The 12,428-nt window shown below is 75.7% G+C and carries 9 protein-coding genes; 3 read left to right on the top strand and 6 right to left on the bottom strand.

The window, feature by feature from the left end; genetic code table 11:
* Positions 1-18 precede the first annotated feature (18 nt).
* The 5 genes from AB0K92_RS01590 to AB0K92_RS01570 form a co-directional block, all read right to left on the bottom strand.
* Positions 19-1,047: a hypothetical protein gene (locus tag AB0K92_RS01590; protein ID WP_365918315.1), complete on the bottom strand. Its 1,029-nt coding sequence runs from the start codon at positions 1,045-1,047 to the stop codon at positions 19-21.
* 166 nt (positions 1,048-1,213) lie between these two features.
* Complete coding sequence (locus AB0K92_RS01585) at positions 1,214-2,377, bottom strand: VWA domain-containing protein (RefSeq protein ID WP_365918313.1); 1,164 nt, start codon at positions 2,375-2,377, stop codon at positions 1,214-1,216.
* Positions 2,374-5,199, bottom strand: coding sequence for a DUF5682 family protein (locus tag AB0K92_RS01580; RefSeq protein ID WP_365918311.1), 2,826 nt, complete (start codon positions 5,197-5,199; stop codon positions 2,374-2,376). The genes AB0K92_RS01585 and AB0K92_RS01580 overlap by 4 nt, the downstream gene beginning before the upstream one ends.
* The gene (locus AB0K92_RS01575) at positions 5,177-5,353 is read right to left on the bottom strand and encodes a hypothetical protein (RefSeq protein WP_365918309.1); all 177 of its coding nucleotides are present in this window, start codon (positions 5,351-5,353) and stop codon (positions 5,177-5,179) included. Before AB0K92_RS01575 ends, AB0K92_RS01580 begins: the two co-directional genes overlap by 23 nt.
* Entirely contained in the window at positions 5,350-6,579 is a 1,230-nt protein-coding gene (locus AB0K92_RS01570; RefSeq protein ID WP_365918307.1) for an AAA family ATPase, read from the bottom strand. Before AB0K92_RS01570 ends, AB0K92_RS01575 begins: the two co-directional genes overlap by 4 nt.
* Positions 6,580-6,722: 143 nt before the next feature.
* On the opposite strand from AB0K92_RS01570, the gene AB0K92_RS01565 reads away from it, so the two are divergent.
* Together AB0K92_RS01565 and AB0K92_RS01560 are read left to right on the top strand one after the other, a co-directional pair.
* Positions 6,723-8,093, top strand: a complete 1,371-nt coding sequence (locus tag AB0K92_RS01565) for an SWIM zinc finger family protein (RefSeq protein ID WP_365918305.1) — start codon at positions 6,723-6,725, stop codon at positions 8,091-8,093.
* 294 nt (positions 8,094-8,387) lie between these two features.
* Positions 8,388-10,058: a DUF5691 domain-containing protein gene (locus AB0K92_RS01560; protein WP_365918303.1), complete on the top strand. Its 1,671-nt coding sequence runs from the start codon at positions 8,388-8,390 to the stop codon at positions 10,056-10,058.
* A 440-nt stretch (positions 10,059-10,498) separates the two neighbouring features.
* Here the strand turns inward: AB0K92_RS01560 and AB0K92_RS01555 are convergent, their stop codons facing one another.
* Positions 10,499-10,915 (bottom strand): cobalamin B12-binding domain-containing protein, encoded by a 417-nt coding sequence (locus AB0K92_RS01555; protein ID WP_166001715.1) that lies wholly within the window; start codon positions 10,913-10,915, stop codon positions 10,499-10,501.
* Between the two features lie 482 nt (positions 10,916-11,397).
* Here AB0K92_RS01555 and AB0K92_RS01550 point away from each other — a divergent pair, with 482 nt between their 5' ends.
* Positions 11,398-12,351 (top strand): alpha/beta fold hydrolase, encoded by a 954-nt coding sequence (locus AB0K92_RS01550; RefSeq protein ID WP_365918301.1) that lies wholly within the window; start codon positions 11,398-11,400, stop codon positions 12,349-12,351.
* The last annotated feature ends 77 nt before the right edge of the window (positions 12,352-12,428 follow it).

The raw sequence follows: 12,428 nt of genomic DNA, 5'->3' as shown, positions 1-12,428 counted from the left end.
CGGGAGAAAAGGCCTGCCCTAGCCCGGGAATTCGGGAATGTCCTGGTACCGGTCCCGCGACTCGCCCGCGTCGGCCCAGGCCGCGACGCCGGGCAGAGGCCGCAGCGGAGCCGTGTGCTCCACCGTCACCGCGTACGCGTCACCGTGCCGCGGACCGCCGTTGTCCGCGGCCGTGCGGCTGCCGAGCACACCGCTGTCGCCACCCGCGGGCTCGGGGTGGGCGGGGGCGTGACCGGTGCCGGTGGAGTGGTGCTGCGCGGGGGCCGCCGCGCGTGCGGCCGTGAGGGCCGCCGCCGAGGTGGGGGTGGCAGGGGCCGTGGGGGTGATCCGCTGGGGCTTGTGCTGCGAGGCCGCCTTCGGCGTGCCGGGGGTGGCCGGCGTCGCGGAGGGCGCGTCCTCAGCGCCGCCCGGGAGGGCCGCCGGGGCCTGCGCCTCCGGCAAGGGCCGGGGCAGGGGCTCGGGGTGGGGCCACGGAAGCGGGAGGGGCAAGGGCTTCACGCCGTCCGGTGCCGGGAGGGTCTGCTCCGGGAACTGGGGCAACTGGGGCAGGTCCGGCAGGGGCGGGTGCTCGGGGAGACCGGGACGCGAGGGCAGGGAGGGCCGTGAGGGCAGGGACGGCGTCGTCGTCTGCCCGCCGGACAGGCGGTCGGTCACGGACGTCACGGTGTCCGACACGGGCCGCACGACATGACCGGACACGGCCTCGACGGCCGACTTCGCCTCGGTGAGGGGCTCGGCCCCGGCGCCGGCCGGCGACCTGGTGCCTGTGCGCGGCTCGTTTCCCGTGCGCGGCTCGCCTCCGCTGCGCGGCCCGGTGTCCTCGGGGGCCGTGGCGAGCGGGGAGTCCACGTCCGGCAGCGTGTCCGTGACCGCCGCGGTCCTCGACCCCAGGGGCGATCCCTGCGCCGCCGCCTCGGCTCGCGCCCCGCAGACCGTCCCCAGCACGAACAACCCGCCCACCAGCAGGGCCAGCTGGAGCGCACGCCGCCCGGCCGCCGCGCGCAGCACACGCACAGCGGCACCGGGCAGGGCTGCTGACCAAGTCAAGAGGGGGAGGTTCCTCCCGTGCGGCGGGACGAGGCGGGACCGGGCATGAGAAGCCGGCGGGCGGCGTCGATCCTTGCACGGGACTCCCGAGGTTACGCAAGCCCCCTGTTACCGATGGGCAGTCATGTCCCGTTTCAGCCCGGTCTCCTCCCCTGGTTCCCGCTCCTCACGCCATGTCCGGTATCGGCAGCGGGCGCTTCTCGATCGCCGCCGCCATCACCTCCGGGAACAGATCGGGCGTACAGGCGAAGGCCGGTGCGCCGAGCGCCGCGAGCGCCGCCGCGTGATCCCGGTCGTACTCGGGCGCCCCCTCGTCGGACAGCGCGAGCAGCGTCACGAACCGCACCCCCGCCGCCTGCATCGCCGCGACCCGCTTCAGCATCTCGTCGCGTATCCCCCCTTCGTAGAGGTCGCTGATCAGCACGACCACCGTCTCCGTGGGCCGGGTGATCCGCGACTGGCAGTACGCCAGCGCCCGGTTGATGTCCGTGCCGCCGCCGAGCCGGGTGCCGAACAGCACGTCGACCGGGTCGTCGAGCTGGTCGGTGAGGTCGACGACCGCCGTGTCGAAGACGACGAGCCGGGTGCTGATCGAGCGCATCGACGCCAGCACCGCCCCGAACACCGCGGCGTGGACGACGGATGCCGCCATCGACCCGGACTGGTCGACACACAGGACGACGTCCTTCTGCACGGAGCGCCCCGCCCGCCCGTATCCGATCAGCCGCTCGGGCACGACCGTGCCGTGCTCCGGCAGATAGTGCTTGAGGTTGGCCGCGATCGTACGGTTCCAGTCGATGTCGTGAGGGCGCGGCCGGTGGACCCGCGCGCTGCGGTCGAGCGCGCCGGTCAGGGTGGCCCGGGTGCGGGTGGCGAGCCGCTGCTCCAGGTCGTCGACGACCTTGCGGACGACCGCCCGAGCCGTCTCCTTCGTCTCCTCCGGCATCGCCTTGTTCAGCGACAGCAGCGTGCCGACGAGGTGCACATCGGGCTCCACCGCCTCCAGCATCTCCGGCTCCAGCAGCAGCGTGGACAGCCCGAGCCGGTCGATGGCGTCACGCTGCATCACCTGGACGACGGAGGCGGGGAAGTACGTCCGGATGTCCCCCAGCCACCGCGCCACGGCCGGCGCCGACGCCCCGAGCCCCGCCGTGCGTTCCCTGCCCGCCGCGGGTCTGTCGCCCTTCCCGTACAGCGCGGACAGCGCGCCGTCCATCGCGGCGTCCCGTCCGGTGAGGGCGTGTCCGGTGCCGTCGGCCGCCTCGCCGCCGAGCACCAGCCGCCACCGCCGCAGCCGCTCCTGGGCCGCGTCGCCCGGCTGCGTCGTCATGCGTCCACCTCCACGAGCCGGTCGTCCCCGGCGTCTGTTCGGCTGCCGTCCTCGGCCAGGCCCAGCAGCAACCGCACCACCGGCACCACGGCGTCCGCCCGCGCGAGGTCCCATTCCGCGGCGAAGCCGGGCAGACCGGCGCCCGTCCCGGCGACGCTCCCCCGCGCGCCGGGCCCGCGCTTGACCAGCTCGCCGAGGGTTCTGCGCACCCCCGCCTCGTACGCGGAGAAGGTCCGCCGCAGCAGCGGCAGCACATCCGTGAACGCGTCCGCCGGCACCCGGGTCAGCCAGGTGTCGACCAGGCCGAGCAGCCGCTCGTCGTGCACCAGCAGCATTCCGCCACCGCCGCCCCCGATGAAGCCCTCGATCCACGCCGCCGCGTCACCCGGCGGCGTCCCCGGCGACAGGGCGAGCCCCATCAGCCGTGCCGCCTCCCCCGGATCCAGCACCCCGTCGTCCAGCAACAACCGCACCGCCCGGCCCCGAATGACCCCCGGCACCCTGTCCCGCCCGGACAACACCCGCAGCACGGCCTGCCAGCGCGGACGAAGACCGGTGGGGGCCGGGGACGGGTCGACAGGGGCTGGGGACGGATCGACGGGGGCCGGGGACGGATCGACAGGGGCTGGGGACGGATCGACGGGGGCCGGGGACGGATCGACGGGGGCCGGGGACGGATCGACGGGGGCCGGGGACGGATCGACGGGGGCTGGGGACGGGTTGGCGGGGGCTGGGGACGGGTTGGCGGGGGCTGGGCGTGGTGCCGGGTCGGTCGTTCCCTGGGCCTCGGTCGTGGAGCCGCTCGCGGCGGGCCGTCGGGCGGCCGTCTCGGCGAGCAGTCCCACCGCCCCGTGCACCGCGTCCAGATGGCGCCGCATCTCCTCGGCCGCGTCCGCGTCGAGCGCGGCGCAGGCCGGGGGCAGGCCGACGAAGACACGGTCGGCGAGGCCGGCGGCGACCTCGGCCAGCGCCCCGGTGTCCGTGCCGCGCACATCGCCGTACCGCAGGGAGCGGACCAGGGCCGGAAGCGCCTCGGCGAGACGGCCCACGTCGGTGTCGAGCGCCGCGCGGTCGGCGAGTATCCGCATCACCGCGGGCAGCGCGTCCGGCAGTCCGGCCAGCAGGCAGTGCTCGGCGAGCGCGGTGACCTCGGCGAGGCCCTGTGCGGCGACGGCGTCGGCTTCCGCCTTCGCGGTCGCCGCGCCGAGCACCGTCGTCCCCCACACGCCCGCCTCGGCGACCCGCACCGCCAGCTCCGGCTCCCAGCGCAGCCGCCAGGTCTCGCGGAAGGTGCCGGTGCCGCCGCGCGAGACGGCCGGCTCCCCCCAGGGCACCCCCAGCAGTCGCAGCCGGTGCAGCAGCCGGCTGCGGCCGGCGTCGGTCTCCTTGCGCAGGTCCAGCTCCAGCTCGCGTTCCTGCGCCTCCGGCTTGAGCCGCAGTCCGCGCTGGAGCCGGGCGAGGTCCCGCTGCAACGGCACCGCGGGAGCCGCCGGCGGCACCTCCCCCATGGCGTCCCCCACCACCAGGCGGTCACGCACCAGCGCCAGCGGCACGTCCGAGCCGTCGCACATCACCGCGCGCACGGCGTCGGTCGTCTCGCCCAGTCCGGGCAGCGGGCGGCCTCGCAGCGCGGCGAGCGTGTCCGCCAGCCGCACCGCCTCGATGACATGCGCCGCCGAGACGATCCGGCCCTCCTCGCGCAACAGCCCCGCCACCTTGGTCATCCACCGTTCGACGGGCCGGTCCGGCGCGGCGAACAGATGCCCGTACCACCCCGGCGAGTCGATGCCCGCCCCGTACCCGCCGGCCCTCGCCAGCCGGCGGTACGTCCACGGCACCCACGTCAGATCCGCCTTGACCTTGGGCAGCCCCTTCAGCAGCGCCCGGTCGGCCGTGACCGTGGACCTCCGGCGCAGCGCGGGCACGTGCCAGGCCCCGCAGACCACGGCCACGCCGCCCCCGAACTCGCGCTGCGCGGCGCGCACCTGGAGCCGCATGTACGCCTCGCGCATGAGGTCCCGGTCGTGGCCTCCGCTGCCGTACACCTCCCGCAGCGACCCCATGGCCTCCTCCAGCGCGGTGAACGGCGCGAAGGGGTCCCCCTCGGCGCCGGCTCCCCGGTGCTCGATCACGTCCTCCCACCAGCGCTCCGGGTCGTCGTATCCGGCGACCCCGGCGAGCACCGCGAGCGGATCGACCCGCACATCCGCGCCGGGCGTGGCCGTGGGCACGTCAGCGGGCGCTTCCGCGGATGCGTCCGGCGGTACGTCCGGCGGCGGTACGTCCGCAGGCGCGTCGTCCGGCGGTACGTCCGTGGACGCACTCGACGGGACGTCCGCGGGCGCGTCCGGCTGCTCCGCCGTCCGCCGCTCGGCCGTCTCCGCGCCCTCGGGACCCTCCTCGCTCTCCGCACCCTCGTCGCTCTCCTCGCCCTCCGCGCTCCACGCCAGGGTGTGCGTGGCCGGCAGGTCGATGAAGCGGGCGGGGACGCCGTGGTCCAGGGCCCAGCGGAGGGCGACCCACTCCGGGGAGAACTCGGCCAGCGGCCAGAACGCCGACCGGCCGGGTTCGTCCACGGCGTGGGCGAGGAGGGCGACCGGCGGCCGCATCTCCTCGTCGGCGGCCAGCGGGATCAGCGCGTCCGCCTCGGGCGGGCCCTCGATCAGCACCGCGCGGGGCAGCGCCGCGTCCAGCGCCGCCCGTACGGCCCGTGCCGAGCCGGGGCCGTGGTGCCGTACGCCGAGCAGCAGCGGCTCGGCGGCAGCGCCCCGCCTTCGCCGGCCGGTCCCGGCCCGCCGCTCAGTCTCCTCGGCGCCCGGCATTGCGTCCCCCTCGCCGCCGCGGCCATCCCAGGTCGTCGTCGGGCACCGCGCACACGCTCACCCGGTCCGTTCCGCCGCCGTGCACGGCGTTCCACCCGCTGTCGTCGCCGCCGTCGCCCTTGCCGTTGATCCCGTTGCTCCCGTTGCGGTTCACGCGCTCACCTCCCGGCACGCCCGGTAGAAATCGGTCCAGCCCTCGCGTTCGCGCACCACCGCCTCCAGGTACTCCTGCCAGACGACGCGGTCGGCCGCCGGGTCGCGGACGACGGCGCCGAGGATGCCCGCCGCGACGTCCCCGGGCCGCAGCACGCCGTCACCGAAGTGGGCGGCGAGCGCGAGACCGCCCGTGACGACGGAGATCGCCTCGGCGGTGGACAGCGTGCCGCTCGGCGACTTCACCTTCGTACGGCCGTCGGCGGTGACCCCGTCGCGCAGTTCGCGGAAGACGGTCACGACGCGGCGGATCTCGTCGATGCCGTCGGGCACGGCCGGCAGGTCGAGGGAGCGGCCGATCTGGTCGACGCGCCGGGCGACGATGTCGACCTCGGCCTCGACGCTTGCCGGCAGCGGCAGCACCACCGTGTTGAAGCGGCGGCGCAGGGCGCTGGAGAGGTCGTTGACCCCGCGGTCGCGATCGTTGGCCGTGGCGATCACGTTGAAGCCGCGGACGGCCTGCACCTCCTCGCCCAGTTCCGGTATCGGCAGGGTCTTCTCGGACAGGATCGTGATGAGGGTGTCCTGCACGTCGGCCGGGATACGCGTCAGCTCCTCGACGCGGGCCGTCATGCCCTCGGCCATGGCCCGCATGACCGGGCTGGGGACGAGCGCGTCGCGGCTCGGGCCGCGGGCGAGCAGTTGCGCGTAGTTCCAGCCGTAGCGGATCGCCTCCTCCGGTGTGCCGGCCGTGCCCTGCACCAGCAGGGTGGAGTCGCCGCTGACCGCCGCCGCCAGATGCTCGGACACCCAGGTCTTGGCGGTGCCGGGCACGCCGAGCAGGAGCAGGGCGCGGTCGGTGGCGAGCGTGGAGACGGCGACCTCCACGATGCGGCGCGGGCCCACGTACTTCGGTGTGATCACCGTGCCGTCCGGCAGGGTGCCGCCGAGCAGGTACGTCGCGACGGCCCACGGCGACAGCTTCCAGCGGGCGGGGCGCGGACGGTCGTCCTGTGCCGCCAGCGCCGCCAGTTCGTCCGCGAAGGCGTGCTCGGCGTGCGGACGCAACGCCTCGCCGCTCTGGCCGCTCTGGCCGGTCCGGCCGGTCTCGCAGGTCCGGCCGGTCTCGCCGGTCCGGCCGGTATCTCCGCTCTGACCGGTCTCGCCGCTCTGGCCGGTCTCGCTCTCGGTCGGTCGCACGGATGAAGGTTCCACGGACACAGGCATGGCCAATCCCCCTCCAGCTCTGCCGTTTCGGTCTGCCCACAACCGTGCACCACGCCACTGACAATCCGTTGCGACCTGCGCAAACGCCCTCGCGGCGGCGCTCGCGGGACCGATTGTCAGTGGGGGGATCTACCGTCGGTGGCATGACTCAGCAGGGGGTGCGCTGGACGGCGGACCAGGTGCTGGCACTGGCACCTGATCCGGCGTCACGCGAAGCGGGCGGCAGGCTCGGGGCGGCCGGGCCGTGGTCCGGGACGGGGACGGACGAGGGGATGGTGTGGGGGCTGTGCAAGGGGAGCGGGAGCACGCCGTACCGGACGGTCGTGGATGTCGCGGACGCGTCCGGTCCCGCGTACGCGTGCAGTTGTCCGAGCCCGAAGTCCCCCTGCAAGCACGCGCTGGGGCTGATGCTGCTGTGGTCCGCCGGAGAGGTCCCGCAGGCGCCGGGGCGGACACCGGACTGGGCCGCGGCGTGGTCGGCGGGGAGAGGGGAGCGTGCGGCGCGCCGGCGCACGGCGGACGCGGACGGCTCCTCGCCCGGCGTGACCGACGCGGCCGGCGCGGCCGGTCCGGAGGCGGCGCGGCGGCGGGCGGAGCGCCGGGCCCAGCGGATCACCGCGGGGGCCACCGAGCTGGAGCAGCGGCTGGCGGATCTGCTGCGCGGCGGCCTGGCCGCGGCCGAGGAGGCGGGGTACGGCCTGTGGGAGGAGACGGCGGCCCGGATGGTCGACGCCCAGGCACCGGGGCTCGCCTCGCGCGTGCGGGAACTGGGGGCGATCCCGGCGTCCGGTCCCGGCTGGCCGGTGCGGCTGCTGGAGGAGTGCGCGCTGCTGCACCTCCTCGACCAGGGCTGGCTGCGCCGTGAGCGCCTGCCGGACGGACTGGCGGCGACGGTCCGCTCCCGGGTCGGCCTGACCGCCCCGGCGGACGGCCCGCCGGTGCGCGACAGCTGGCTGGTCCTCGCCCAGTACGACGTGGCGGACACCCGTCTGACCACCCGCCGCATCTGGCTGTACGGGACGCGGTCGCACCGCACCACGCTGCTCCTGTCGTACGGCGCCGCCGGCCGCGCCCCCGACCTGGCGCTGCCGGTCGGGCTCGCCCTGGAGGCCGAGGTGTCCGCCTATCCGGGCGCCGGCCGGCTGCGGGGCGCCCTGGGCGAGCGGTTCACGGCACCCGAGCCGACGGCGACCCGCCCGCCGGGGGTGACGACCGGCGAGGCGGCGGCCCGGTACGGCGAGGCGCTGCGGGACGATCCGTGGCTGGACGCCGTCCCGGTGACCCTGGACCGGGTCGTGCCGATCCCGGACGGCGGCTCCTGGCAGCTGGCGGACGCGGACGAGGACACGGCCCTGCCGCTGACCCCCTCGGCCCGCTCCCGGCCGGGCCTGTGGCGTCTGGTTGCCCTCTCGGGCGGAGCCCCGGTGACGGTCTTCGGCGAGTGCGGCCACCAGGGCTTCACCCCGCTGACCGCTTGGCCGCAGGGGGCGGGCGAGGCGGTGCCGCTGTCCTGACCACACGGCTCCCGACGCCCCGCAGACGTCCTCGCTCCACGCCAGACGTCCTCGCCCCTCGCGGACGTCTCGCCCTTCGCTGACGTCTCGCCCTTCGCTGACGGTCTCTCTCCCCCGCCGCAGGCAGGCATCCGTCCCGCGCCGCGGGATACCCGACCCGGCCCCGACCCCGACCCCGCCCGCGTCCTCTCCGACCCGGCCCCGACCAGACCCCGCCCTGCGTCATCGCCGCTCCGACCCGCCTCCGCCCCCGTCCTCTGCCACTCCGCCCCGCGCTCGGCCGAAAGGAACCTCGTGACCAGGACTTCCGCTCCCGCGCAAGCGCCCGCACCGGGCGTCTGGGAGGAGCTTGTCACCGCCGCGCTGCTCGGCACGGAGCGGCGTACGCCACCCGGCATCGCCGCGGGTCCGCAGGCACCGGCGGCGCTGCTGGACGCGGCGGCGGTGGAGACCGTACGGCGGCGTGCCGGGCTGCGACCCGCGCGGGCGGCCGAGCGGCCGGAGCCGGCGCCCGAGGACCCGCGTCCCGCGCTGCCCGCGGCGGCGGCGCGCAGGCTCACGATGCTGCTGGCCGACCGTTCCGGCGCGGCGGGCGGCGGACGCAGGGGCACCGCGCCGGATCTGATGGAGCTGCTGCCCCAGTGGCTGGCCATGGCCAACGCCCGTGGTTTCGCGGCGCCCCCGCAGGCGCTGCCCGCGCTGCTCGACGCGGCGCGGGGCCGGACGGATCTGCGGCCGGCGGCGCTGACGTTCGCGGGCCCGCGCGCCCTGTGGCTCGCGCGGCTCAACCCGGACTGGCGGTTCGTGCTGCGCTCCGCACCGGGCGGCGACGCGGCGCTGCCACGGCCGGAGGAGACGGACCGGGTGCGGCGGCTGTGGCAGGAGGGCCTGTTCGCGGAGCGGGTCGCCCTGCTGGCGGCCATACGCGCGCAGGACCCGGCGGCGGCCCGCGACCTGCTGTCCGGCACCTGGCCGGCGGAACGCGCCGAGGACCGGCTGATGTTCCTCGACTCGCTGCGCACCGGACTCGGTCCGGACGACGAGCCCTTCCTGGAACAGGCGCTCGCCGACCGCAGCCGCAACGTCCGGGCGACGGCGGCGGAACTGCTGTCCGCGCTGCCGGGCTCCGCGCTCGCCGGGCGGATGGCGGTCCGCGCGGCGGCCTGCGTCGCCGTCGACCACACCGGGGACGGTCCGTGCCTGGTCGTCGAGGCCCCGCACGAGTGCGACGCGAGCATGGAGCGCGACGGTGTGGTCGCCAAGGCACCCACGGGACGGGGTGAACGGTCATGGTGGCTGGGACAGTTGGTGGAGGCGGCACCGCTCGCGACCTGGCCCGCGCGGCTGGGCGGCCGGACACCGCGGGAGATCCTGGCGCTGCCGGTGGCCGACGACTGGCGGAGCGAGCTGCACGCGGCCTGGTGCCGGGCGGCGGTGCGGCAGCGGGACGCCGAGTGGGCGCGGGCGCTTCTCGGTACACCGTCCTCGCCCGAGGCGGGCGGCCCGGGGGCGGTGTCCCTCGCCGAGCGCGCCCAGCTGCTGGGCACGCTGAGCGCGCGCGAACGGGCCGAGTGGGTGGCCGGGTTCATCGCGGCACACGGTCTGTCGGAGGCGTTCCAGCTGCTCGGCGTGTGTGCGGTGCCGTGGGCCCCGCCGCTGGGGCGGGCGGTGGTCGATGCGCTCAACATCGCCCGGGACGCGGGCAGTTATCCGTGGAGTTTCAGCGGGGTGATGGGGCTGGCCGAGCGCTGCCTGGACCCGTCCGAGGCGAGCCGCCTCGACGCTCTCCTGGCCGCACCGGAGGAAGCGGAGGATGCCTCGCCGGGGGCGGGCGGGTACTGGGCCGAGGCGTTCCAGCGGCTGGTGACCACGCTGCGGCTACGGGCCGCGATGGCCGAGGAGCTGGGCCCGGGACCGGCCGGCGACTGCGGCCCGGACGGCGACCGCGGCCCGAGCGGTGCCTGAGTCCCAGCCCGGTCGGGGCCTGGGCCGGGGCCGTCGCAAGAGCGAGGGCGTGGCTCTGGGGGGCGGCCGCCACCGAACGGCGGCTCGCGGCGCCCCCGGCGCGCGCGGACCCCGGCCTCGGCGACCCCACCGGCCGGACGGATGGCACTGACGTGACCGGCCGCACGGAGCGCGCGGACGGCACTGAAGACACCGGCGGCACAGAAGACGCCGACGGCAACGAAGTCACCGACGCCGCCGACGAATCCGGGCGCACCGGCAGCACCGACCGCACCGACGCAGCCGAGGCCTCCACTGCCCCCGGCAGCCGCACGAGCCGCACCGGCCCCAACCGCCGCAGCAGCCGCCACAACCACAGCAGCCACAGCAGCACCAGCCGCGGCTACAGCAGCGCCCCCGACCGCGCCTTCAGCCCGCCCCTCAGCCCGCCCGTCGAAGCGCTACGCCCCGGCCGGCTGCCGCACGTTGGCCCGCACCCACTCCACGATCGACGCGGTCGTCGCACCGGGCGTGAAGATCTCCGCGACGCCCTTCTCCTTCAGCGGCGGGATGTCGTCCTCGGGGATGATCCCCCCGCCGAAGACCAGGATGTCCGCCGCGTCGCGCTCCTTGAGCAGGTCGATCACCGCCGCGAACAGCGTGTTGTGCGCACCGGACAGGATGGACAGGCCGATCGCGTCGGCGTCCTCCTGGATCGCGGTGTCGACGATCTGCTCGGGGGTCTGGTGGAGCCCGGTGTAGATGACCTCCATACCGGCGTCGCGCAGCGCCCGCGCGATCACCTTGGCTCCCCGATCGTGGCCGTCGAGCCCCGGCTTGGCGACCACCACGCGGATCGGACCGGCTGCCACACCCATCACTGCCTCCATGAAGCGACTACATCCATCCGTACCGACAAGTACCGCACACATGACATATGCCGTACATGTGGCGCGTATCACACATTCGTTGCGCGCGTACCGCGCGGTCCGCCGCCCACCGTCCGGGGGCGCCACCACGGCACGGACACCCCCGTCCCGCACCGACCGGGGAAGTGAACGAACGTTATCGCCAGCATCCCGCAACCGGCAGTTTCGCGGTGGAGAGCGAGGGGGAAATCACACGTGGGACACATTCGCAGCGCACCGTTCCGAGCCCAGGCGGCCCACCCGCCGCATCAGCCGAGGCCCCACGGGCCGGCCCGGGACCCTGCGCGTCGGGAGCCGCCGGAACCCCTCCGCACCATCGCGCCGCAGGCCGCGCGGCCCGCTGGTGCGGCCTTCCTCCGAAGTTCGGCGGCATCCCTCGGCAGCACACGGGGGACAGTGCCGTCCTCCGGCGTGCCGACAGGAGGTCGGCCATGAAGGCCTTACGACTCATCAGGGAACTCCCGCCCTTCCTCTCACTGCCTCGCCCTTCACTGCCCCTCGCCTTCCTCCCCCTCCCCCCACTCCCCCTCCCTTCCCTGGCCCTCCCCCCGCTCTGCCGGCGTCTGCTCCCCGGCGGTCTGACCGGGCTCTCCGCCGCCCTGCTGAAGGCGACCGCCCTGGAGGTCGCGATCCTCGCGGGGCACCTGCTCCTCTACCCGTCCGGCATCACCCAGGAGCGACGGCTCCCCGCCGCGCCCCCGCCGGACCCGGAGACGACACCCCGGCTCCCGGCACCGGCCCGCCCCCCGGTCGTCCTGCTGCACGGCTTCATCGACAACCGCTCCGTGTTCGTCCTGCTGCGCCGCAGCCTGGCCCGGCACGGCGGGCAGCGCGTCGAATCGCTCAACTACTCTCCGCTGACCTGTGACATCCGCACCGCTGCCGCACTGCTCGGCCGGCACATCGAGGAGATCTGCGAGCGCACGGGCAGCGCGCGCGTGGACGTCGTGGGCCACAGTCTCGGCGGCCTGATCGCGCGGTACTACGTCCAGCGGCTCGGCGGCGACCGGCGGGTGCGCACCCTCGTCACGCTCGGCACCCCGCACGCCGGCACCCGGGTCGCGCGGCTCGCCGACGCCCATCCGATCGTGCGGCAGATGCGGCCCGGCTCGGAGGTGATCGAGGAACTCGCCGCGCCCGCGCCCGGCTGCCGTACGCACTTCGTCAGTTTCTGGAGCGACCTCGACCATGTGATGGACCCGCCGGAGGCCGCACGCCTCGACCACCCGGACCTGTCCGCGCGGAACATACGGGTGACCGGGATCGGCCATCTCGCCCTGCCCGTCCATCCGGCCGTCGCGTCCGGGATACGGCAGGCCCTCGACTTGGCGCATCGGACCGGGGCGGACACCACCGCGCACACCGACGACGTGACGGTGGCCTGACCCTCGCGCCCTCCTCGCGCCCCTCCCCCGCGCCCTCAACGTCTCGCCGGAACAAACCGATTCACCGGTGCCGGAGA

Origin of the sequence: Streptomyces sp. NPDC052687 (genome assembly GCF_040678395.1) — a bacterium.
Lineage (GTDB): Bacteria > Actinomycetota > Actinomycetes > Streptomycetales > Streptomycetaceae > Streptomyces.
The sequence above is the reverse complement of the archived record's forward strand: the minus strand, read 5'-3'. Positions and strand labels throughout refer to the sequence as shown.

Bases quoted from the DNA above. Each gene is read 5' to 3' on its own strand.
- AB0K92_RS01550 (WP_365918301.1), top strand. From the start codon at position 11,398: ATGAAGGCCTTACGACTCATCAGGGAACTCCCGCCCTTCCTCTCACTG.
- AB0K92_RS01555 (WP_166001715.1), bottom strand. From the start codon at position 10,915: ATGGGTGTGGCAGCCGGTCCGATCCGCGTGGTGGTCGCCAAGCCGGGG.
- AB0K92_RS01565 (WP_365918305.1), top strand. From the start codon at position 6,723: ATGACTCAGCAGGGGGTGCGCTGGACGGCGGACCAGGTGCTGGCACTG.
- AB0K92_RS01580 (WP_365918311.1), bottom strand. From the start codon at position 5,199: ATGCCGGGCGCCGAGGAGACTGAGCGGCGGGCCGGGACCGGCCGGCGA.
- AB0K92_RS01570 (WP_365918307.1), bottom strand. From the start codon at position 6,579: ATGCCTGTGTCCGTGGAACCTTCATCCGTGCGACCGACCGAGAGCGAG.
- AB0K92_RS01585 (WP_365918313.1), bottom strand. From the start codon at position 2,377: ATGACGACGCAGCCGGGCGACGCGGCCCAGGAGCGGCTGCGGCGGTGG.